Here is a 20,974-nt window from a genome sequence, read left to right as displayed (position 1 = left end):
CGGGATACCGGTCCAGGAGCGCGCGTCCGCCTCCCGCGGGCGTCCCGGCCGTTCGGGGCGTCCACCGCCCGCTGGGTGGTGGGCGCCCCGAAGGCGTACATGCCGTGCGGCGGGGGTGCGGAGGCGACGACCGGGCTCGGGGCGCCGGTGTTCGCGCCGCCGGGCACCCCGGCGGGCGCCGCCTCGGGGCAGGCCCGGCGGCCCCCTCGCACCGCCCGCCGCAACGTGCCGGCCCCGGGCCCCGGCTCCCGCCGGCCCGGCGGGCACGGCCCTGGACAGGAGCGCCCCGCCGGGCGGCACCGCGCACGGCACGGACGAGGGCGATCCCTGCCCGTCCCGCCTGCGCCCGGGCAGCGGCCGGATCCCGGAGCCCGGCACGGGCCGCCCGCTCGCACACCGCGTCCGCCCGCCGCCGCGCGCCGCGCCGCGCGCTCCACGAGTGGCCCGCCCGCGGCGGCTCCGCGGCGACGCGCACCGCCCCCGATCGCCTCCGTGCGCCTCCCGGGCCCCGGGCGGTTCGCCCCGGACCCTGTGTCCGTCGGCCGCCACGGCCGTCGCCCCCGCCCGAGCCCCGCCCCTACGACACCGGCTCCACGACCGACAGGACTCCCCCGTGACACGTACCGTTGCCCGCGTCATCGTCGACGCCCTCAAGGAACTCGACGTCCACCACGTCTTCGGCGTCGTCGGAGACGCCCTCAACCCCCTGACGGACGCCATCCGGACCACCGAGGGGGTGGACTGGGTGGGCTGCCGCCACGAAGAGGCGGCGGCCTTCGCGGCCGGCGCGCAGGCCCAGCTGTCGGGCCGGCTCGGCGTGTGCATGGGCACCGTCGGCCCGGGCTCCGTCCACCTGCTCAACGGCCTCTACGACGCCGCCAAGAGCCACGCCCCCGTCCTGGCCGTCTGCGGTCAGGTCCCCCTCGCGGACATGGGCACCGACTACTTCCAGGAAGTCGACAACGACCAGCTGTTCCGCGACGTCGCCGTCTACCGGGCGACCGTCACCTCGCCCGAGCAGATGCCCCGGATGCTGGAATCCGCGGTCCGCGCGGCGATCAGCCAGGGCGGAGTGGCGGTCCTGACCGTCCCCGGCGACCTCGGCGACCAGGAGGTCGAGGACGACCGCCCCGTGCGCTTCGCCCTGGACCGCCCGGTGACCCGGCCCGACGATCCCGCGCTCGCCGAGGCCGCCGAACTCGTCAACGCCGGCTCCAGGACCACCCTGCTGGTCGGCCGCGGGGCGAGGGAGGCCCGCGAGGAGGTACTGCGCCTGGCCGAACTGCTCCACGCGCCCATGGTGCTCACGCTGAAGGCCAAGGAGGGCTTCGAGCACGACAATCCGTACCAGGTGGGCCAGACCGGCCTGATCGGCAACCCCGCCGCGTCCCACGCCCTCGACCAGTGCGACACCCTGGTCATGCTCGGCACCGACTTCCCCTACCGCGACTGGTACCCGGACGGTTGCAAGGTCGTCCAGATCGACACCCGCGGCGAACACCTCGGCCGGCGGGTCCCGGTGGACGCCGGGCTGGCGGGCGACGTCGGCGCCACCCTGCGCGCCCTGCTCCCCCGGCTGAAGGCGTCGTCCGACCGCTCCCACCTCGAGGCCTCGCGCTCCCGCTTCGAGTCCTGGACCGAGGACCAGCACCAGCTCGCCGACCCCCGCCACGACCGCCGCCTGCGGGGCAGGCTGCGCGCCCTGGTGGACAACCGTGATCACGACGTGCGCCCCGAGGCGCTGGCCGCGGCCGTGGACCGGTACGCCGCCGACGACGCGGTCTTCACCTCCGACACGGGCATGGCCACCGTCTGGCTGTCCCGGTTCGTCACCATGCGCGGGACGCGGCGGCTGCTCGGCTCGTACAACCTCGGCTCCATGGCGAACGCGATGCCGCAGGCGCTGGGCGCCCAGCTGTGGGCGCCGGAGCGCCAGGTGGTCGCGTTCTGCGGTGACGGGGGCCTGAGCATGCTGCTCGGCGACCTGATGACGATCAAGACGTACCGGCTCCCGGTCAAGCTCGTCCTCTTCGACAACCGGCGTCTGGGCATGGTCAAACTCGAGCAGGAGCAGGCCGGCCTGCCCGAGTTCGGCACCGAACTCGACAATCCGGACTTCGCGGCCGTCGCCACCGCCCTCGGTCTGACCGGCATCCGCGTCACGGACCCGTCGGACCTGGACGACGCCGTGCGCCGGGCGTTCGACACGCCCGGCCCGGTCCTGCTCGACGTGCTGACCAACCCCCGGGAGATCGCCGTACCGGGCAAGCCCACCGTGAGCCAGGGCTGGGGCTTCGCCATCGCCAAGGTCAAGGAGACCCTCACCAGCGACCGGGCCTGACGGCCCTCCCCGCGCCGCCGGCGGGTGGTCACGGACGTCCCGGGGCCCCCGCCGGCGGTTCGGGGTGCTCGGAGCGGATCTCCGGTTCCAGTCCCTGCGCGGGAGTGGTGCGGCGCCGCCCGACGTCCGCCCGCCAGGCCTCGAAGGCCACGGCCGTCGCCGTCACCACCGCCAGCCCGAGCAGCCAGCCGCCCACCACGTCACTCACCCAGTGCACCCCCAGCGCCACCCGCGTACCGCCCACACCCCCGACCGAGACCACCGCGAGCGCCCACGCCAGCGGACGCCGGCGCCGTGGCACCAGCGGCAGCAGGACCAGCAGCAGGACCGCGCAGGAGGTGGTGGCCGTCATGGCGTGCCCGGAGGGGAAGGAGAACCCGTGCGCGTGGGAGACCGGGTCGGGCAGGTGGGGCCGGGCCCGCGCGACCACGGTCTTCACCAGTAGGCCGAGCAGGCCGCCGGCCGTGGCGGTGACCGCCGCCCACAGCGCCAGCCGTACCGCGCCCCGTACGAGGAGCCACACCACCAGCGCCGCCACGAGCAGCCGCATGGTCACCGGGTCCCACACCACGTCGCTCAGGAAGCGCAGCACCCGCACCAGCGCGGGGTGCCGGAGCGCCGCCGTGTGCAGCGACTGCGCCGCCCCCTGGTCCAGCCGCCACAGCGGCGCCCACCGCGACTCGACGAGGACCAGCGCGAGCGCGAAGGGAACGGACACGAGGGCGGTCACGGCCGTCGTCGCCACCAGCCGCGCCCCGAACCGGGCGTCGGGGCCCCAGCGGCCGGTGACGAGCCGGACGAGCGCGCGGCGCGGGGCGGAGGGTCGTGCCATGGTCGTGGTGCTTCCTTTCAGGAGTGTTCCGCCGCGTCCCGGGCCGCCCCCTTCCGGGCCGTCCGGGCGCGGCCCGTTCAGACGCCGGGATCGTCCGTGACCGGTTCCGTCACCCCCGCCCGTACGGCCTCCAGCTGGGCGGCGAAGGACAGCCCCAGGAAGAGGGCCATCGAGGTGAGGTAGGACCACAGCAGCAGGGACACGAACGCGCTGAGGGGCCCGTACACGGTGGTGAAGGACCCGCCGGCACCGACGTACAGGCTCAGCCCCCACGTCGCCAGCAGCCACAGCGCCAGGTAGACCGCCGCGCCGAAGGCCAGCCAGGTGTAACCGGGCTGGGTGCGGCGGGGCGAGAGGCGGAAGACGGCGCTGGTGGCGAGGACGGCGAGCAGGACGCCCACGGGCCAGCGCAGCAGGTCCCACGCGCGGACGGCGCCCGGACCCAGGTGGTACACCTCGGCCACGGCGCGGCTCAGGTGGGCGCCGAGGACGGTCACCGCGAAGCTCAGCCCGAGGGGCAGGCCGGCCAGGACGGACATGACGAGCCCACGGGTGTACTTGGCGAGGAACGGGCGGTCCCGTTCCGTCCCGTAGATGCGGTTGGCGCCCCGCTCCACCTGGCACAGGGCGGTGGTCACGTTCACGACGGAGAAGGCGAGACCGAGCCAGAGCGCGACCTGGCTGCCCTCCCCCGGCCGGTGGCGGCTCTGGGCCAGGGCGTCGTCCACCACTTCCTGGCTGGGGCCGCTCGCCAGCCGGCGGATCGTCAGTTCCGCGATCCGGCCGATGTCCTCGGTGTGCAGCGCGCCGGACAGTCCGATGACGGCGATGGCCAGCGGGACGAGGGCCAGGACCGTCTGCAGGGCCAGGGCCCTGGAGTGGCTGAAGCCGTCGGCGTACCGGAAGCGGACGAAGGAGTCCCGTACGAGGCTCCAGCCCCCGTAGCGCCGCAGGGCGGCCAGCGCCTCCTCGGCGGACAGTTCCTCTCCCTCCATCTCCAGTCCGGCGGTGAGGGCCGCCACTTCCTCGCGCTGCGGCACCCGCGTCGCGGTTCCCATGGCCGTCACCGCCCGCCCGGGTGGTGTGCGCGGGCGGCCGGTTCGGCCTCCGTCGTGCGCGCCCGCCCGTCCGGCGCGCGCGGCGGCAGCCAGATCCGCAGGGCGCCCGGTTCCACCTCCGCGCTCAGCCGGGTGCCGGCTCCGATGACGTCACCGTCGAGCTCGCGCGGCTGGGGGCGGGCGAAGCGGATGTCGACGCGTTCGGCGCTGAAGTACTCGAGCGCGCCGCCGGCCACCCTGCCGTACTCGGCGCCGGGGGCGGCCGACGCCCGGCCGGGCAGCATGCGCGTGCCGAGGTATCCCGCCGCCGCGAGCCAGCCGCGGACTCCGCGCGGATCGAGCAGGGCCACCTCCAGCCGGCCGCTGTCGGGCCGGGCCCCGGGCAGCAGCGGCAGACCGCCCTGGAGACTGCCGACGTTGCCGATGACGACCATGCGGGCGCGGCGCTCCCGTACGGGACCCCCGTCCAGCCGGATCGACAGGCGCATCCGGGGGTCCCGGAGGTGCCCGGCGGCGGACAGCACGTACGCGACCCAGCCCACGCGTTCCTTCACCCGCTCCGAGGCGCCGGCGACCATGGCGGCGTCGAACCCGGCTCCGGCCATGACGGTGAAGCGGGCGCTCTCCGGCCCGTCGCCCCCGACCCGGCCCACGTCGATCCGCGCCGTCTCCCCGGACAGGGCCGTCTCGAGCGCCGCGGCCGGGTCGGAGGGCAGCCGCAGGTTGCGGGCCAGCAGGTTGCCGGTGCCGCAGGGGACCACCGCGAGCGGGATGCCGGTACCGGCCAGGACGTCGGCGCAGGCGCGTACCGTGCCGTCCCCGCCGCAGACCACGACGAGGGCGGTGTCCTCCTCGGCGATCCGCGCGGCGAGGCCGCCCGCGGCGTGTTCGGCGGAGGTCTCCGTCCACGCCTGGTCGCGGTAGCCGTGGCGGCGCAGGACCCCCCGCACGCGCTCGGCCAGTTCCGCACCGCAGCCGTGCGGGTGGCGCACCACCACGGCCCGGCGCCCCGCCCCGCCGCTGCCGGCGGCGGGGCGGGCGGCCGGGAGCCGGCCGGCCGGGACGGCGCCGCAGGCCGCACGCGCGAACGGCCGGGGCGGGGCGGGCAGCAGGAGCGCGTACGCCACGACGAGCAGGGTGCAGGCCCCGTTGAGCAGGCCGCCGATCCCGTCGGACGGGTGGTGCATCCCCCGGTAGATCCGGGAGAACGCCACGAGTACCGGGGCCAGGAGCAGGACGGTGACCAGGGCGCGCCGTACCCAGGGCCTGTCGCCGCGCGGCCGGAGCGCCACGAGCACGGCGAGTCCGCCGAACAGCGCCACCGACGCTCCGACGTGCCCGGAGGGGAAGCTGGAGGTGGGTGGCGCGACGTCCAGCTGCGGGACGTCCGGACGCGGCCGCTCGACGGCGAGGGTCACCAGCAGGAAGACCGCCGACTGCGCGGCCACGGCCACGGCCAGGAACACCGCCTCCCGCAGCCGGCGTCCCCGCGAGAGCACGAGGAGGCCGGTGACGGCCAGGACGGTGAGGGCGATGACGGTCTGGGTGGCGGCCAGCAGGGACAGCCAGTCCGAGAACGCGGTGAGGGGGCCGCTGCGGTGCGCGGCCAGGCCGCGGTTGACGCCGTCCTCCACGGCCAGCGGCCACCGGTCCGCCAGCGGACCGGTGACCATCAGTCCCACGGCGGTCATCAGGGCCGCCTGTACGGGCAGCAGCCAGAGGAAGGCGGGGCGGCCGCGGCCGGGTCCGGGGACCGCACTGCGTTCAGGTCTCATTGACGGCGTGTAACCCGCCGCGGGCCTCTCATGCGTGCCCGGCCGGCCGGATCGGCCCGGCCCCTCCGCCCTGGTCGAGGAGGCCGCGCAGGGTCGTGGCGGCGCGTACCGCGGCGTCGCCGCAGCAGTTGTTGAACAGGACGTGGAGCTGGTCGACGCGTTCGGCGAGGAAGCGCAGGCGCGGCAGCCAGGCGCCCAGTTCCTCCTCGGTGTAGGCGTGGCGGAAGCGGTCCTCCTTGCTGCCGGTCCCCCAGGCGGGGCTGCGGCCGTGGAAGCGGACCACCGCGAGGCCCGGGGTGGTGACCGGGGTGACGGGGGGCATCGACGTGGGCAGCCCTTGGGCGGTGTCCACGGCCACCGCGGTGGCGTCCAGGTCCCTCAGCAGGGCGGCGGTGCGTTCCCGCCGGTCCTCGCGCCACCAGTCGGGGTGGCGGAACTCCACGGCCATCGGCCACTGGTGCGCGCGCTTCCTGGTGCGGTGGAGCACGGTCTCGGCCCGGGCGCCGGGGACGAATCGCGGCGGGAACTGGTACAGGACGGTGCCGAGCCGGCCGGCTTCCGCGAGGGGCCGCAGGGCGGCGCCGAACCGGTGCCAGACCTCGTCGAGGAGTTCCGGGTCCCCGGTGTCGTAGCCGCGCAGGTCGGCGGGCAGGGCGGACGTGCGGGTCGGGTGGCCGGTGAGGAGGGAGAACGCCTTGACGTCGAACCGGAAGTGGGGCGGCGTGCGTTCGGTCCAGAGCTCGCTGTTGCGCACGCTGGGGAGGGCGTAGTAACCGGCGTCGACCTCGACGACGGGGAACCGTTCGGCGTAGTGCCGCAGCCGCCCCTCGGGGTCACGGCGTCCGGGCGGGTACCACCCGCTGCCCACGAGGGCCTTGTCCGTCCATGAACACGTCCCGATCAGCGTCTCGCCCATACCGGCCGTCCTTTCGTCAGGGCGCGCCTGCCCGCAAGAGCCGCCGGAGATGCCGGGGACCGGTCCCGTCGTCAGTTCGGCGCGGACGCACGGCCGCCCGTTCCCCTCCCCTCACTGTTGGGGTCCGTGGCGGGGACCGCGGACCGCGCCCGGGCCGCGGGGCAGCGGGCCCGGGGCGAGGACGGGTGCCGCGGCGAGGACCAGCCGGGAACGGCGGGGGCAGGGGCCTCCCCGGGGTCCGCCGGGGCGGCCGCGCCCCGGTCCCGTCCCAGCGGGCGGGAGCGGGGGGCGGCCGGTCCCGGCGGGGCGGGCTCAGAGGAGGGACACCCGGTACTTGGCGAGGGCCTCGGGCACCGGCTGGTAGAACGTCGTACCGCCGACGGTGCAGTTGCCGCTGCCGCCGGAGGTGATGCCGAGCGCCTTCGTGCCGTCGTACAGCGCCCCGCCCGAGTCACCGGGCTCCGCGCACACGTTGGTCTGGATCATGCCGCGGACCGTGCCGCCGCCGCTGTAGTGGACGGTGGCGTCGAGGCCGGTGACCGTTCCGCTCTTCGTGCCGGTGGTGGAGCCGCTGCGCTTCACGGGCTCGCCCACGTAGGCGTCGGCGGCGGTGAAGCCGCCGGTGCGGCTCAGCGAGGTGTTGTCGTAGCGGACCAGGGCGTAGTCGTTGCCCGGGAAGCTCGACCCGACGGTGGGTCCGATCAGCGTGCTCTGGGCGGAGTTGGTGTACCAGGTCTTGACCACGTTGCCGCAGTGGCCGGCGGTCAGGAAGGAGTACGTGCTGCCGCTGACGACGTTGAAGGCGACCGAACAGCGGTAGCCGCCGCCGTAGACGGCATCGCCCGGCCCCAGCAGGGGGGTGAACGTGCCGGGGGTGCGCTCGATCCGCAGGGCGCCCGCCCCGGCCCCCGCCGCCTTGCGGATCCTCTCGAGTCCGGCGGCGGACACGGTGCTGTCGGCGGTCACGACGACCCGGCCGTTCGCCCGGTCCACGTACCAAGCGGTCCCGCCCACGTCGGCGCTCAGGACGGCCTGGTCGACCCTGGCCAGCTCCGTCGCCCCGAAGGACCGGGGGGCGGCGGCCTGGGCGGCGGGCAGGGTGAGCCCGGTGACCGTCAGCAGGCCGGCGGCGACGGCGGCGAACACGGCTCGTCTCGTCGTGCGGGTGGGGGAACTGGTGCGCGTGATCCTCACTGATCTCCTCCTCGGAGCGTCGGGGCCCGTGGGGTGGGGGCCCTGTGAGGCGCTTCAGGGCATGGCGTGTCCCTGACAGACGCTGCAGCGAGTATGTGGAGGGCCTCCCTCACGCACAAGACCGCCGACCGGACCGCCGGCGGGGCCCGCGGCAAACCGTGCGGTTCAAGGGGTTAACAGTGCCATTTCACATTGCTATGTTACGCGGCACCGCTTCCGCGGCACGCACCCTCCTCACCTGCCGAACCGTCAGGAGACCTGCCTTGCCCGCTCGGAGATTCCTGCGCGCGTCCCTGCTCACCGCGGTGACGGCCGCGACGCTCGCCCTGTCCGCGCTGCCCGCGGCCCATGCCGCCCCCGCGCCGTCCCCGGGATCCGCACCCGCCTCCGCGCCCGTCACCGCCGCGGCACCGGCCGTCGCCGCGCAGGCGGGACCCGGGCCGTCCGACCCGGCTCGTGACCGGCACGACCGGCGCGACCGGCGCGACCGCGTGGAGCGGGCCGCCACGGCCGAGTCCGCCCCCCGGGCCACCGCCGGTGGCACCTGCCATTCGCCGAAGTGCAAGGCCGAGCTCGAGGCGCGGCTCTTCCCGTACACGTACACCTACGACAAGGGCGCGATCAGGGTCCGCACCGCGCTGGACCGGACGACCGTCGACCAGCTCTACTACGCGAGCAAGCAGGTCACGTCGCAGTTCCACCGCGTGCTCGGCACCGATCAGCCGCTCGCCGGAGACACCAACGCCACCCTCACCGTCGTGCTGTACGCCTCGCGCGCCGACTACGTCGCGTACCAGCCGATCCTCACCGGTCTGAGCACCGACAACGGCGGCATGTACATCGAGTCCACGGCGACCTTCTACACCTACCAGCGGCGCGTGCCCGAGGACTCCTCGCTGACCCTGGAGGAACTCTTCCGGCACGAGTACACCCACTACCTCAACGGCCGGTTCGCCGTCCCGGGCACCTTCGGCTCGGGCGCCTGGTACAGCGGTGACCGGACCACGGCGATGGACGAGGGGACGGCCGAGTTCTTCGCCGGCGCCACCCGCGACGACGGGGTCGCGGTGCGCAGGTCCCTGGTCCAGGGGGTCATCGACGACACCGCGGCCGGCGGCCCGCGGATGAGCGTGGACCGGATCCTGCACGCGACGTACTCCGGGGACGGCTTCCGGTTCCACGACTACGCCGGCACCTTCTTCGCGTACCTGTGGCGGGACAGGCCCTCCGAACTCCAGGCCATGTACCGGTTCTCGCGGTCCGACGACGTCACCGGTTTCGACGCCTGGCGGAACCGCCTCGGCGCCGACGCAGCCGTCCAGCGGGGCTACGACGCCTTCCTCGACGAACAGATAGCCAAGGTCGCCGACCTGTACGTCCCCCGTACGGTGTTCCAGCCCACCGGGACCCTCACCCACGACACCGCGGCCCAGGTGCAGTCGGCCCTCGCGGCCGCCACCGGGACCGTGCCGCAGTGCGCGGACACGGGCGCCGGCGGAACCAACCGGCGGTTCGCGTGCACGGGGCAGCTGGCGGCCGGGCTGCGCGACGCCGCCGCCCCGGACCTGGTCTTCCAGGACATGTCGGCCGCCACCGACAGCCGGCTTATCGAGCGCGCCCTCGGCAGCGGCACCAACTTCCAGGACATGAACTGCTGGTTCGGCCCGGCCGTCATCGCCGGAGGAACCGGCACGTCCCCGTACTCCTGCGAGGGCCCGCTCAGGGGCTGACGGGACGACGCCGCCTCGGCACTGGCGAAGCCGGTGCCGAGGCGGCGTCGAGCCGGGGCCGGCACCTGCCGCCGAAGCCGGGCGCCGGGCCGGTCCCCGGGTTCAGGTGGGCGTGTGCGCGGTCTTGGCCGGCGCGGTGCCGTCCTCCTCCCGGGCCTCCGGCGCGGAAGGCTGCTCCGGAGCGGGCGGGGTGCGGATCAGCAGGGCGACCAGTACGGCCACCGCGCCGAGCACGGCGCCGATGCCGAACCCCCACCGGACGCCCGCGGCGAGTGCGCCGGTGGCGTCGGCGCCGTCGGCCGCCGCCGTGGCGGCGCGCCCCGACATGACGCTGATGACGAGGGCGGTGCCGGCGGCCGCCGCGACCTGCTGGAGCGAGCCGAGGATGGCGGAGCCGTGCGGGTAGAGGTGCGGCGGGAGTACGGACAGGCCGGAGGTGAAGACGGGGGTGAAGACGAACGCCATGCCCGCGCTCAGGGCCACGTGGAGGGCGAGCACCACCCACGGCGAGGTCTGTTCGCCCGTGAGCGCGAACAGCGCGAGGCACAGCGCGGTGAGCACGGCTCCGGGTACGACCAGGCGTGGTGCGCCGAGCCGGTCGTAGAGCTTGCCGACCTGCGGTCCGAGCAGGCCCATGGTCAGGCCTCCGGGGATGAGGAGCAGCCCGGTCTGCAGTGAGGTCAGGCCGCACACCTCCTGGAGGTAGATGGGCAGCAGGATGAACGCGCCCATGAGCGCCATGAACGACAGGCACATCAGGCCGAGGGCCACGGAGAAGTGGCGGAACAGCAGGGCGCGCAGGTCCAGCAGTGGTGCGGACGAACGCTGGAGTGCCAGCTGTCGCCACACGAACAGGCCCACGAGCACGGCGCCGGCCAGCGTGATGACCCCCGCGGGCACGGGGGGCTGGGCCGCGTCGTCGGCGCCGAGCCCGCTCAGGCCGTAGACCAGGGCGCCGAAGCCCGCTGCCGCCAGGGGGACGGACAGCCAGTCGATGGGGGCGGCCTGCGGCTCGCCGATGTTGACCAGTTTGCGCCGCCCGAATATGGCCATGGCGCCGGCGATGGGCAGCACGGCCACGAACAGCAGCCGCCAGGACCCCAGTTGTAGCAGCACACCGGAGACGGCGGGCCCGAGGGCGGGGGCGACGGAGATGACGAGGGTGATGTTGCCCATGACACGGCCGCGGTCCTGCGGGGGCACCAGGGTCATCAGCGTGGTCATGAGCAGCGGCATCATGACGGCGGTGCCGCTGGCCTGGATGACGCGGGCGGCCAGCAGTACGGGGAAGGCGGGCGCGGCCGCGGCCAGTGCCGTGCCGGCGAGGAACAGCGCCATGGCGAGACCGAACGCGGTTCTGGTCGTCACGCGCTGGAGGAACCACCCCGTCACCGGGATGACGACGGCCATGGTGAGCATGAAGGCCGTGGAGAGCCACCCCGCGGCGGCGGCGGTGACCTCGAAGTCGCGCATGAGCCGCGGGATCGCGTTGACCATGATCGTCTCGTTGAGGAGGACGACGAAGGTGGACAGCACGAGGATCCGCAGCACGGCGGTGACGCGGGCGGGTGAGGGGCTGGGTGTTTCGTGTGGTGCGGGCATGGCGCCTTCCGTCATGTGAGTGTCCTCCGCGCGTGGCGGTCACCCTGACAGACTGCGGCGCCGGCAAGAACTCATCGGTCTTCTCCGATCCTGTCGGTGCCGCCGCCCGGGTTCAAACCATTTTGCCGATCCGGAACGGCCGGGACGCGGCTTCGGAGGAAGCCGGCGCGGAGCTCCGGCACGACCGGCGGCACTCCCCGCACACGCCGTGTCACCGCCCGTCACCCCCGCCGGGCGGTGACGCCGGGTCCGCCCGTCGTTCAGTCGCAGCAGTCGCAGCAGCACTTGCACGGATTGCAGCAGCCGCCGCCACCGCCGCAGCCGTCGCCCGAGCCGCCGCCGGAGCCGCCGGAGCCACCCGGGCCGTGACCGCCGCCGGAACCGCCGGACCAGCCGCCCGAATTGCCTCCGCCCTGGCCGCCGAACCAGCCGTCGTTGCCGGAACCGTCGCGGCTGGAGCCGCCGTTGCGGCTGCCGTCGCCGAACTGGAAGGGTTCTCCGTCGTCCGGGCCGCCGTCGTCGCGGCACCGGCAGCACCTGGAGCACGATCCGCAGCCGCCGCACAGCCGGCCCCACTCGCGGCACCGCCGGCACTGCCCCTCCGGCGGCCGGCCCGACGCCGTCACCCCGCCGGCCGTGGCCACGCCCGCGAGCTCCCCCACGCCACAGGCCGAGGCCGTCTCCGCCTCCGTGCCGGTACGGCGTCCCAGCCAGGGGAGCACGCGCAGGCCGCCCCGCGCCGGGGGGCGGGACGTGTGGTGGCGGTGCCGGGGGTCGAAGACCCGGTCGACGGCACGTTCCAGCTCGCCGCCCAACAGCGTCCGGACCAGCCGCCCGTCGACGAACACGGCGTCGTCCAGGGCGAGTCGGATCCCGCGGACGGCGTCGTCGCACAGCCGGCGCACCTCGGCGCGGTCCGTGCCGGTCACGGTGATCGGGTTCCACGCGCCGGACGCCGCGTCGGCGTCCAGGTCCTCCACCGCGTCCAGCAGGTGCGCCAGGCGGCCGAACAGACGGCCCGCTTCCGCCAGCGGTTCGGCGTTGCCCGGGCGGTCCGTGAGCACCGCGGTGTGCGCGAAGGCGGCTGCGGTCGCCGTCTCCGCGGGCTCCGTGACCGCCAGCAGCGAACCTCCGGGGCCGGTCGACCGCTCGACGTCCGCCTGGCGCTCGACCGCACGGATCAGCAACGCGGTGTCGAAGCCGAGCCGTTCGCCGCCCGCGACGCCCGCGCGGTCCCAGTTGTGGGCGATCCGGCGTGCCGCCAGCGCCACCGGGCGCCGCCCCACCAGGCCGTCGCCGTCGGCCGCGTGGTCGCGCATCTTCGCCGCGGCCAGCACCAGCGACACCGTCGCCGCCAGCCGCGCGCCCTCGCCCCGCGCCACGTCCGCCGACCGCATCCCGCGCAGCGGGCACGGCCCGGCACCCCGCCGCCAGTCCCCGGTCCGCTCCGACTGCGCTTCGGTCAGCACCGAGACGATCAGGCCGTCGTAGTTGGTGGCCACCCGCGCGAACTGCCCGTACTCGCTGCGCAGGGCCAGGCACAGCCCGCACAGGTGCGCCATCCACTCGGTACGCAAGCCCTCGCCCAGGCGATGACGGCATGGCCTGATGATTCCGAACACCGATCGTTCTCCCCCGTAGGAACTGCTGCCCGGACGCATCCGGGCGGGCGGCTCGCGTACGCAGGACTGCACACGAGCACGACCCGGCGCGACGTCAACCGTGTGTGACGTCGCGCGCGGCCGACATCCTAGACGGTCCCCTCGGAGCACTGTCGGCGGAGTCGTGCGGGCGGGCCGATGAAGGCGCCCACCCGCCTCCCCGGACGGGGGAGCCCGCGCGGCCGGTCGCCTCAGCCTCCGGTGGGCGCGTTCCAGTCGACCAGCTGGACGATGACCCCGTTGGGGTCCCGGACCTGGAAGGCGCGCTCGCCCCACTCCTCGTCGGTCAGCGGCATGGTGATCGCGACGCCCTCCGAGCGCAGGCGCGCCAGTTCGCCTTCCAGGTCCTCGACGACGAAGGCCAGGATCAGACCCGCGGCGTGCTCATCGCGCTGGTCCGCCGGGAGGCTGTCGAGGCCCCGCCGCAGAAAGATGACGTTCATGCCCGCGTCGTCGCGCGTCAGAGACGCGAAACCGTCGGCCGCCATCTCCTCGCGGAACCCGAAGTGCTCGACGAGGAAGGCGCTGGACGCGGTCACGTCGTCGACGTTGAGCGAGACGGCGCTGGAAGTGATCTTCATGAAACCCTCCGGAGAAGCACGAGCAATCTCTGTACGTCGTACAATGTACACCGTACAGAGATCAAATGCGAGAGGATGACCGCGTGCCAACGGAACGAACCAGCTCGGGCGACCCCGCCGACACCCTGCGACTGCTGTGGCGGGACTCCTCCGCCGACCGCCGCCGGGGGCCGCGGCGGGGCCTGAGCATCGACGCCGTGGTCGACGCCGCCACCGGCATCGCCGACACCGAAGGCCTGGACGCGGTGACCATGCGGCGGGTGGCCAAGGAACTCGGCGTGGTGCCCATGACGCTGTACACCTACGTCCCGGGCAAGGCGGAGCTCCTCGACCTCATGCTCGACGCCGCCTACGCCCGCATGCCGCGCGCCGACACCACCGGACAGCCCTGGCGCCGACGCGTCACCGCCATCGCCGAGGAGAACAAGGCCCTCTTCGAACGCCACCCGTGGGCCGCGTCCGTCTCGACCGTCAGGCCCCTGCTGGGGCCGGGGCAGATGGCGAAGTACGAGCACGAACTGTCCGGGCTCGACGGCCTCGGCCTCAGCGACGTCGAGATGGACGACTGCCTGACCCACCTGCTCACCTTCGTGCAGGCCTGCGCCCGCGCCGCCGCCGACGCCCGCGCCGCCCAGCGCGACAGCGCCCTCGACGACCAGCAGTGGTGGGAGCTGAACGCCCCCCTCCTCGCCCAGGTCCTCGACGAGAACGCCTACCCCACCGCCATCCGCGTCGGCGCGGCCGCAGGCGCCGCGCACAACAGCGCCCACGACCCCGCCCACGCCTATTCCTTCGGCCTGCAACGCGTCCTCGACGCCTTCGCCGCACTGATCGGCCGGAGCGGATCGACCACCCCGCCGGCACGCCCCTGAACCACGGCCGGCAAGCGGCAGACGCAGACGGCGGGCGGCGACACGAAGATCCGATGATTTAGCTCGATTGGGGATGAAAGGTCCGGATTCTGCCGGGCGGCGGGCCGGCGGCATGGATGCTCTTGCGCACGACGCCTTTCCCCGGGGCACCTTGCGGCTCCGGGGCGTCTTCGTGCCGATTCTGGAGGATTTGATGCGACACCCCGTCTCCCGTCTCAGGACGCGAGCGCTCGCGGTCGGGCTCGCCCTGGTCGCGGCCGCGCTCGCGCCCTCGGCCTCCGCTGGTGCTGCCGATCAGTACACGTGGGCCGCCCTCGGCGACTCGTACACGGCCGGCGGCTTCGTCGGGGACCCGCAGCCGGCGCTCGGTGACGCGTCGAGGGACGGCTGCGACCGCACCACCGGCGCCTACCCCAGCCTGGTCGAGCAGGAGTTCACGGAGTTCCCGCCCGGCAAGCCCGTCCGCCTGACCAACGTCAGCTGCGGCAACGCCACCATCGACCACATCGCCACGGGCCGGCAGACACCGATCAGTCCGGTCGAGCCCCCCGCCGGAGGCTGGGCCGCAGTGGACCCGCAGATCCAGCGGGCCGAGCTGAGCGACCAGACCGACGTCGTCACCATCGGCGTCGGCGGCAACAGCCTCCCCTTCGGCGGCATGCTCCTCAAGTGCCTCGAACTGGGCGCCACGTACGGCGGGTCCTGCCGCGACCACTACACCAGCCCGCCCCAGGGGGAGGAGAGCATCCAGGACAAGATCGCCCGGGTCCGGGACCAGTACATCGCCATGCTGGCACAGGTGCACGAGGCCGCCCCCAACGCCAGGGTGATCACCATCGGCTACCCGGCCGTCCTGCCGGAGACCGGCAGCGACTGCAACCGCCTCTACCCCACCGAGCTGGGCGCGATCAAGCACGCCGACATCGACTGGCTCCGTGAAGACGTCCTCAAGCGGCTGAACAGCACGATCCAGCAGGTCACCTCGTTCTTCGGTGACCGCTACGTCGACGTCTACTCCTCCAGCGTGGGCCACGACGCCTGCCAGCCCGCGGACACGAAGTGGGTCGAGGGGATCTGCGGCGAGGCAGCGGACTACTGGCCCTCGAAGCTTCCCGGCACCGCTCTGGACTGCGGTCTCCTCCAGAAGCGCGTCACCCTCGTCCACCCCAACGGGGCCGGACACGCCAACACCGCCCTGCACGTCGAGCGAGCCATCCGCATCGCCCTCCTCCAAAGCTGACCGGCCGGTCGACGGCGAGCCCGTCGCGAGACCCTGATGCGCGCCGGCGCGGCCCGGGCCCGAACGCGGGCCCGGGCCGCGCCCGTCAACGGCACACCCGCACGACGGGCGCGAGCACTGCCGGGAGCCTCTTCACTCGGCCAGGTCCGGAACCTGACGTCGCGTCTCCGCCCGCCACAGCCCCTCACCGCCGCGCGTCGCGGACTCGTCGCCCGCCTCGGCCGCCTCTTCGAGGTAGTCCAGCCGGGCCCGCGTCAAGCTCAGCGAGCCGTTGGGACCCCCTCGCACGATGTGCGCGTCCGCGTCGCCCTGTCCGTCGTCCTCCCAGCCGCACTCCGGGCAGATCTCGAAGTCGGCCCGCTTCTCCAGGGTCCGCTGGAAGCAACAGGGGCAGGCGACAAGGCCGTTCGCAGGGTCGCGCGAGGGGCCGGGGGGCGGGTGTCCAGTGGTCATGGCCACCATCGTTCCGTTCTCAGGGGTGATCCACAAGAAGGGGCCCGGGGGCTGCTTCGACGGTGGGTGCGACCCGGGCCGGTACCACCTCCGTCAGCAGCCGCCGGATCGCGCGGGTGCGCCGAGGCCGACGGTGAGCGTGGTCGGGGCGGCGCAGCAGCCGCCACCGGACTCCTCTGCGGCCCGGGGCTCGTCGAAGAGTCCGGCGCCGCCGCAGACACCGGTCTCCGGAAGGGTCAGCTCGACGCGTTCGGCGGCTTCCCGGTCACCCGCGAGGGCGGCGGCGACGGAGCGGACCTGCTCGTACCCGGTCATGGCGAGGAAGGTCGGCGCACGGCCGTAGGACTTCATGCCGACCAGGTAGACGTCCTTCTCCGGGTGGGAGAGCTCGTTGACTCCGTGGGGGTAGACGGTGCCGCACGAGTGCTGGTTCGGGTCGATCAGCGGCGCGAGTTCCAGCGGGGCCTGGAGGCGCTCGTCGAGTCCGAGCCGCAGTTCGCCGAGGAAGGAGAGGTCGGGGCGCAGGCCGGTGAGGACGATGACCTCGTCCACGGGGTCCAGACGCCGGCCGTCTTCCGCCACGAGGACCAGCCTGTCGCCGTCGCGCTGGACGGCGGAGGTGCGGAAGCCGGTGACCGCGTCGGCGTGGCCGTCGTCGACGGCGGCCTTGGCGGCGAGGCCGAGGGCGCCACGGGCGGGGAGCTGGTCGGCGGTGCCGCCGCCGAAGGTGGAACCGCCGATGCCCCGGCGAAGGACCCACACCGCACGGGTGGCGGGCTCCTCCTCGGCGAGGCCGGCCAGGAGGGCGAGGGCGGTGAAGGCCGAGGCACCGGAGCCGATGACGGCGGTGCGCCTGCCGGCGTGGCGGGCGCGGACGGCCGGGTCCCCGAGGTCGGGGATCCGGTACGAGATCCGGTCCGAGGCGGCGCGCTCGCCCAGGGCGGGCAGGCCGTCGCCGCCGAGGGGGCTGGGGGTGGACCAGGTGCCGGACGCGTCGATGACGGCGCGGGCGGTGATCCGCTCCTCGGTGCCGTCGGCGTTCAGGACGCTGACGGTGAAGGGCTGCGCCTCGCGGTCGGCGTCGACGATCCGGTCGCGGCCGACCCGGGAGACGCCGGTCACCGTGGCGCCGTAGCGGACCCGGTCACCCAGGGCGTCGGCGAGCGGCTGGAGGTACTTCTCGGCCCAGTCCGCGCCGGAGGGGTAGGTCGCGCCGTCCGGGGCGGTCCAGCCGGTGGGGGCCAGGAGCTTCTCGGCGGCCGGATCGACGACCTCGGACCAGGTGGAGAACAACCGCACGTGGCCCCACGCGCGCACCGCGCTGCCGGCGGCCGGTCCGGCTTCCAGGACCAGGGGCGTGAGACCTCGCTCGAAGAGGTGCGCGGCGGCGGCCAGGCCCACGGGACCTGCTCCGATGACCACGACGGGCAGGTTCGCCTTGTCGGCCGCGCTGGCGGTGGAGCTGGCGGTGGCGTTCACGAGATTCCCCTTTGGTTCGACACATGTCGATGTCCGACCCGATCAGCATTCCACCTGCTTCGATGGGCGTCAACATAGACATTTATCAAAATGCATGAGGGACCTGCGCTCGCGGCGTCAGGTGCGCTGCAGGCGGGCGCCGAGGCAGCCGCCGATCAGGCCGCCCGCACCGCAGGCCAGGCCCAGGCTCCAGTCGGGAGCCGCTTCTCCGCCGCCCGCCGGGGACAGCGGCGCGAAGGCCGCCGCGCCGACGACGGACGTCACGAAGGTCGCGGCAAGGGCGGCCGGGGCGACGCGGGCGACGGGCAGGCCCCGGCCGGCGAGGATCGGGCCGAGGAGGGACCCGCCGCCGATCCCGTAGACGCCGCCCACCACACCGGCGGCCAGGGCGAGGCCGGTGACCGTAGGGCGGACGGTTCGGCGGCGGGCCGTTCGCGTGGGGGCGGAGCGTACGGACGCACAGCCACAGTCCCAGCGGGAGCAGGAGAGCGGCGATGAGGTGCCGGAAAACGGCCGGGCCGGGACGGGCGAGGACGCGGATCACGGCGCCCACGCACACCCCGGGAAGGGCGCCGGCCACCAGGCGGCGGGTCAGTGGACCGCGCAGGGCGCCGGTCCGGCCGTGGCGCCACAGGGCTCCGGGGCCGGCGACGACGTTGAACGCGATGTTCACGAAGAGCGGAGGAAGGCGGCCTTCCGTGGCGGCTGTGGCGCGACGCGCACACCCTGCTCCAGCTCATGCCACGGGCGTCCCGGGGTGCGTCCTGCCGCGCCTGAAGATGACCGCGACCAGGGTCAGGCCCACCGCCGCGCCGATCAGCTGCATGCCGATGAAGCCGGCCACGGAGGCGGGGGCGATGCCGGCGAAGGTGTCCGTGAAGGCGCGGCCGATGGTCACCGCCGGGTTGGCGAAGGAGGTGGAGGAGGTGAACCAGTACGCGGCGCCGATGTACGAGGCGACCGCGACGGGGGCGAAGCGCAGCCGGTCGGTGCGGGCCAGGCCGAAGACCAGCAGGACGAGCCCCGCGGTGGCGACGACCTCACCGAGGAGGAGGTTGCCCGCGGAGCGGTCGTGGGTGGACCACTTCACCAGCGGCTCACCGAACATGGCGTCCGCCAGGATGGCGCCCGCGATGGCGCCGGCGGTCTGCGAAGGCACGTACACGGCCAGCTCGCGGGCGGTGACCCCGGCGCCGCCGCCGCGGGCGGTCCACCACTCGGCCAGGGTGACGGCCGGGTTGAAGTGCGCGCCGGAGACCGGGCCGAGGAGGGCTATCAGGACGCCGAGGCCGAAGACCGTGGCGGTGGAGTTGGCGAGGAGCTGGAGCGCCACGTCGTCGGTGAGCGCGGTGGCCTGGATGCCGGAGCCGACGACCACCGCCACCAGCGCGGCGGTGCCCACCAGTTCGGCGGCGGCGCGGGCGGTCAGCGGCGTGCGGGGCGGGGTCGCGCCGGGTGCGGGCCGGGGGGCTTCGGTGGCGGTGGCGGGCTCCGCCGCGGGGGCGGCGGCGACGCGCTCGGTGGCGGTCAAGACGGGTTCTCCTCGGGCGGGCGGGACGGACGGACAGCGGGCTACGGGCAGGACCGCTTGAGGTTCGCTTCGGCGGTGGCGCGCGCGGTCCGGGCGAGGCCGGCGAACTGACCGGCGAGGGTTTCGATGACGTCCGGGCGCAGCCGGTAGTAGACGTACCTCCCGCAGGGCTCCGTCTCGACGACCCCGGTCTCGCGCAGCACCTTCAGATGGTTGGAGAGGTTCGTCTGTCTGGCACCCGTCTCCTCGACGAGGTGGGTGGTGCAGAGGGTCTCGTGCGCGAGCAGGGTCACGATCCGGAGCCTGAGCGGGTCGGCCAGCACCCGGATCAGTTCAGTGTCGACTGACGTCATCATGTGCTGATACTCTCACATCAGCTGCGCCTGATACCAGTCTGAGCTGATGTGATCGCCTCACCCGGTGGAGCGCCGATCGCCCCGGAACCGCCCCCACCGCAGTCGACTCACCCCAAGGAAGAAGAGATGACCTCCGCCCTCCCCCGGCCCGGCGGCCGGGAGGTACCTCCCGCCGCCTCCGTCCTCTTCGTCTGCGTCCACAACGCGGGCCGCTCCCAGATGGCGGCCGGGTTCCTGCGCCACCTGGCGGGCGACCGCGTCGAGGTCCGCTCCGCGGGCTCCGTCCCCGGTGACCGGGTCAACCCCTCCGCTGTGGCCGCCATGGCCGAGCTGGGCATCGACATCTCCGGACAGAAGCCGAAGGTGCTCACCCCCGAGGCCGCTCAGGCCTCCGACTACATCATCACCATGGGCTGCGGCGACGCCTGCCCGTACTTCCCCGGCAAGACCTACCTCGACTGGCAGCTCGAGGACCCGGCCGGCCAGGGCGTCGAGGCCGTCCGCCCGATCCGCGACGAGATCCGGGGCCTCGTCGAGGGCCTCATCGCCGAGATCGACGCCGCGAGCCGGGCGTGACCTCCCCGGCGACCCCCGAGCGGTCCCGTCCCGCCCCGCCGGGGCCCGTTCCGCCCCTCTCCGCGTGCCGGCCCGTCCGCCACGAGGTGCCGTACTTCGCGCAGTGGGAGTCGCCCGAGCTGGTCTCGGAGATCGTCACGGGCCGCCTGGACGCCGCCGACGACCCCCGCTGGCGGGCCTCCGGCGCCGGCTCCCCCGAGGAGTACGCCTTCTGGTCCTGGCGGGTGTGCGGCATGGCCTGCCTGCGGATGGCGCTGGCCCACTGGGGCCTCGACGCGCCCCCGAGCGTCACCCTCGGCAAGGAGTACCTCGAAGCGGGCGCGTACGTACCGAAGGAGGGCGGCCTGCACGGGCTGATCTACGAGCCCTTCGCCCGCCACACCCGGGACCGCTTCGGCCTCCACGCCGAATCCCGGCCGTGCCTCCCGCCGCACGAGGTCGCGTACCAGCTGCACGCCGGCCGCCTCGTCATGCTGTCCGTCCACCCGGACGTGCGCGGCGGGGACGCCGAGCCGCCCCAGCGCGGAGGGCACCTTGTGCTGGCCGTGGGCGCGGACCGGGACTCGGTCACGATCCACAACCCGTCCGGCTGGCACGGCGGTTCACAGGAGTTCGCCGACGTCCCCTGGCCGGTGATGCGCCGCTACTACGCCGGTCGCGGCGTCGCGCTCGGCCGCCCGGCCGGCTGATCCGCACCCGCTCCCCCGCCCCCACCGCGCCGAAGCGGGACGTCACCGCCCTGCCTCCGCCCTGCCTCCGCCCGGGCGGGGGACCGGG

The 20,974-nt window shown here is 74.4% G+C and carries 18 protein-coding genes and 1 pseudogene; 6 read left to right on the top strand and 13 right to left on the bottom strand.

Annotation, left to right across the window (positions count from 1 at the left end; all coding sequences use genetic code 11):
• The first annotated feature begins 613 nt into the window (after positions 1-613).
• On the top strand, positions 614-2,341 hold the full coding sequence (locus ACZ514_RS15195; RefSeq protein WP_468168264.1) for a thiamine pyrophosphate-dependent enzyme: 1,728 nt from the start codon (positions 614-616) through the stop codon (positions 2,339-2,341).
• Positions 2,342-2,369: 28 nt separating this feature from the next.
• On the opposite strand, the gene ACZ514_RS15190 is transcribed toward ACZ514_RS15195, so the two are convergent.
• The 5 genes from ACZ514_RS15190 to ACZ514_RS15170 form a co-directional block, all read right to left on the bottom strand.
• Positions 2,370-3,173, bottom strand: coding sequence for a phosphatase PAP2 family protein (locus ACZ514_RS15190; RefSeq protein ID WP_469124900.1), 804 nt, complete (start codon positions 3,171-3,173; stop codon positions 2,370-2,372).
• Positions 3,174-3,250: 77 nt separating this feature from the next.
• A complete protein-coding gene (locus ACZ514_RS15185; RefSeq protein ID WP_468168258.1) occupies positions 3,251-4,231 on the bottom strand; it encodes a YihY/virulence factor BrkB family protein in 981 nt (326 codons plus the stop codon).
• Positions 4,232-4,236: 5 nt separating this feature from the next.
• Entirely contained in the window at positions 4,237-6,006 is a 1,770-nt protein-coding gene (locus ACZ514_RS15180; RefSeq protein WP_469124899.1) for a bifunctional phosphatase PAP2/diacylglycerol kinase family protein, read from the bottom strand.
• A gap of 28 nt (positions 6,007-6,034) precedes the next feature.
• Complete coding sequence (locus tag ACZ514_RS15175) at positions 6,035-6,922, bottom strand: DUF72 domain-containing protein (RefSeq protein ID WP_469124898.1); 888 nt, start codon at positions 6,920-6,922, stop codon at positions 6,035-6,037.
• A 312-nt stretch (positions 6,923-7,234) separates the two neighbouring features.
• Positions 7,235-8,116, bottom strand: coding sequence for a S1 family peptidase (locus ACZ514_RS15170; protein ID WP_468168249.1), 882 nt, complete (start codon positions 8,114-8,116; stop codon positions 7,235-7,237).
• Between the two features lie 263 nt (positions 8,117-8,379).
• Between ACZ514_RS15170 and ACZ514_RS15165 the strand changes: the two genes are divergently transcribed.
• Positions 8,380-9,846, top strand: coding sequence for a collagenase (locus ACZ514_RS15165; RefSeq protein WP_469124897.1), 1,467 nt, complete (start codon positions 8,380-8,382; stop codon positions 9,844-9,846).
• 102 nt (positions 9,847-9,948) lie between these two features.
• Here the strand turns inward: ACZ514_RS15165 and ACZ514_RS15160 are convergent, their stop codons facing one another.
• The 3 genes from ACZ514_RS15160 to ACZ514_RS15150 form a co-directional block, all read right to left on the bottom strand.
• Positions 9,949-11,448, bottom strand: a complete 1,500-nt coding sequence (locus ACZ514_RS15160) for a DHA2 family efflux MFS transporter permease subunit (RefSeq protein ID WP_468168244.1) — start codon at positions 11,446-11,448, stop codon at positions 9,949-9,951.
• 260 nt (positions 11,449-11,708) lie between these two features.
• On the bottom strand, positions 11,709-13,025 hold the full coding sequence (locus tag ACZ514_RS15155; protein ID WP_468168241.1) for a DUF5685 family protein: 1,317 nt from the start codon (positions 13,023-13,025) through the stop codon (positions 11,709-11,711).
• Positions 13,026-13,300: 275 nt separating this feature from the next.
• Positions 13,301-13,690, bottom strand: coding sequence for a VOC family protein (locus ACZ514_RS15150; protein WP_468168238.1), 390 nt, complete (start codon positions 13,688-13,690; stop codon positions 13,301-13,303).
• A gap of 83 nt (positions 13,691-13,773) precedes the next feature.
• Here ACZ514_RS15150 and ACZ514_RS15145 point away from each other — a divergent pair, with 83 nt between their 5' ends.
• Together ACZ514_RS15145 and ACZ514_RS15140 are read left to right on the top strand one after the other, a co-directional pair.
• The gene (locus ACZ514_RS15145; protein ID WP_469124896.1) at positions 13,774-14,562 is read left to right on the top strand and encodes a TetR/AcrR family transcriptional regulator; all 789 of its coding nucleotides are present in this window, start codon (positions 13,774-13,776) and stop codon (positions 14,560-14,562) included.
• Between the two features lie 193 nt (positions 14,563-14,755).
• The gene (locus ACZ514_RS15140; RefSeq protein ID WP_469124895.1) at positions 14,756-15,802 is read left to right on the top strand and encodes an SGNH/GDSL hydrolase family protein; all 1,047 of its coding nucleotides are present in this window, start codon (positions 14,756-14,758) and stop codon (positions 15,800-15,802) included.
• Between the two features lie 132 nt (positions 15,803-15,934).
• Here the strand turns inward: ACZ514_RS15140 and ACZ514_RS15135 are convergent, their stop codons facing one another.
• The 5 genes and pseudogenes from ACZ514_RS15135 to ACZ514_RS15115 all read right to left on the bottom strand — a co-directional run bounded on the left by ACZ514_RS15135 (position 15,935) and on the right by ACZ514_RS15115 (position 19,621).
• Positions 15,935-16,255, bottom strand: coding sequence for a CPCC family cysteine-rich protein (locus ACZ514_RS15135; protein ID WP_468168229.1), 321 nt, complete (start codon positions 16,253-16,255; stop codon positions 15,935-15,937).
• 93 nt (positions 16,256-16,348) lie between these two features.
• The gene (locus tag ACZ514_RS15130; RefSeq protein WP_469124894.1) at positions 16,349-17,734 is read right to left on the bottom strand and encodes an FAD-dependent oxidoreductase; all 1,386 of its coding nucleotides are present in this window, start codon (positions 17,732-17,734) and stop codon (positions 16,349-16,351) included.
• 126 nt (positions 17,735-17,860) lie between these two features.
• Positions 17,861-18,404 (bottom strand): annotated as a pseudogene (locus ACZ514_RS15125) (TSUP family transporter); the annotation flags it as partial.
• Between the two features lie 66 nt (positions 18,405-18,470).
• A complete protein-coding gene (locus tag ACZ514_RS15120) occupies positions 18,471-19,265 on the bottom strand; it encodes an aquaporin (RefSeq protein WP_468168223.1) in 795 nt (264 codons plus the stop codon).
• A gap of 41 nt (positions 19,266-19,306) precedes the next feature.
• Complete coding sequence (locus tag ACZ514_RS15115) at positions 19,307-19,621, bottom strand: ArsR/SmtB family transcription factor (RefSeq protein WP_468168221.1); 315 nt, start codon at positions 19,619-19,621, stop codon at positions 19,307-19,309.
• A gap of 126 nt (positions 19,622-19,747) precedes the next feature.
• Here ACZ514_RS15115 and ACZ514_RS15110 point away from each other — a divergent pair, with 126 nt between their 5' ends.
• Both ACZ514_RS15110 and ACZ514_RS15105 read left to right on the top strand, forming a co-directional pair.
• Positions 19,748-20,197: an arsenate reductase ArsC gene (locus tag ACZ514_RS15110; RefSeq protein ID WP_468696762.1), complete on the top strand. Its 450-nt coding sequence runs from the start codon at positions 19,748-19,750 to the stop codon at positions 20,195-20,197.
• Positions 20,194-20,886, top strand: coding sequence for a C39 family peptidase (locus tag ACZ514_RS15105; RefSeq protein WP_469124893.1), 693 nt, complete (start codon positions 20,194-20,196; stop codon positions 20,884-20,886). Before ACZ514_RS15110 ends, ACZ514_RS15105 begins: the two co-directional genes overlap by 4 nt.
• Positions 20,887-20,974: the final 88 nt, after the last annotated feature.

The organism is Streptomyces sp. NPDC034086 (genome assembly GCF_055575515.1).
Note: the sequence above shows the minus strand (reverse complement) of the source record. Positions and strands in the feature narration are given on the sequence as shown.

Coding starts and splice junctions, on each gene's coding strand:
- ACZ514_RS15180 (WP_469124899.1), bottom strand. CDS start 6,006: ATGAGACCTGAACGCAGTGCGGTCCCCGGACCCGGCCGCGGCCGCCCC.
- ACZ514_RS15190 (WP_469124900.1), bottom strand. CDS start 3,173: ATGGCACGACCCTCCGCCCCGCGCCGCGCGCTCGTCCGGCTCGTCACC.
- ACZ514_RS15140 (WP_469124895.1), top strand. CDS start 14,756: ATGCGACACCCCGTCTCCCGTCTCAGGACGCGAGCGCTCGCGGTCGGG.
- ACZ514_RS15110 (WP_468696762.1), top strand. CDS start 19,748: ATGACCTCCGCCCTCCCCCGGCCCGGCGGCCGGGAGGTACCTCCCGCC.
- ACZ514_RS15135 (WP_468168229.1), bottom strand. CDS start 16,255: ATGACCACTGGACACCCGCCCCCCGGCCCCTCGCGCGACCCTGCGAAC.
- ACZ514_RS15160 (WP_468168244.1), bottom strand. CDS start 11,448: ATGCCCGCACCACACGAAACACCCAGCCCCTCACCCGCCCGCGTCACC.
- ACZ514_RS15175 (WP_469124898.1), bottom strand. CDS start 6,922: ATGGGCGAGACGCTGATCGGGACGTGTTCATGGACGGACAAGGCCCTC.
- ACZ514_RS15150 (WP_468168238.1), bottom strand. CDS start 13,690: ATGAAGATCACTTCCAGCGCCGTCTCGCTCAACGTCGACGACGTGACC.
- ACZ514_RS15185 (WP_468168258.1), bottom strand. CDS start 4,231: ATGGGAACCGCGACGCGGGTGCCGCAGCGCGAGGAAGTGGCGGCCCTC.
- ACZ514_RS15115 (WP_468168221.1), bottom strand. CDS start 19,621: ATGATGACGTCAGTCGACACTGAACTGATCCGGGTGCTGGCCGACCCG.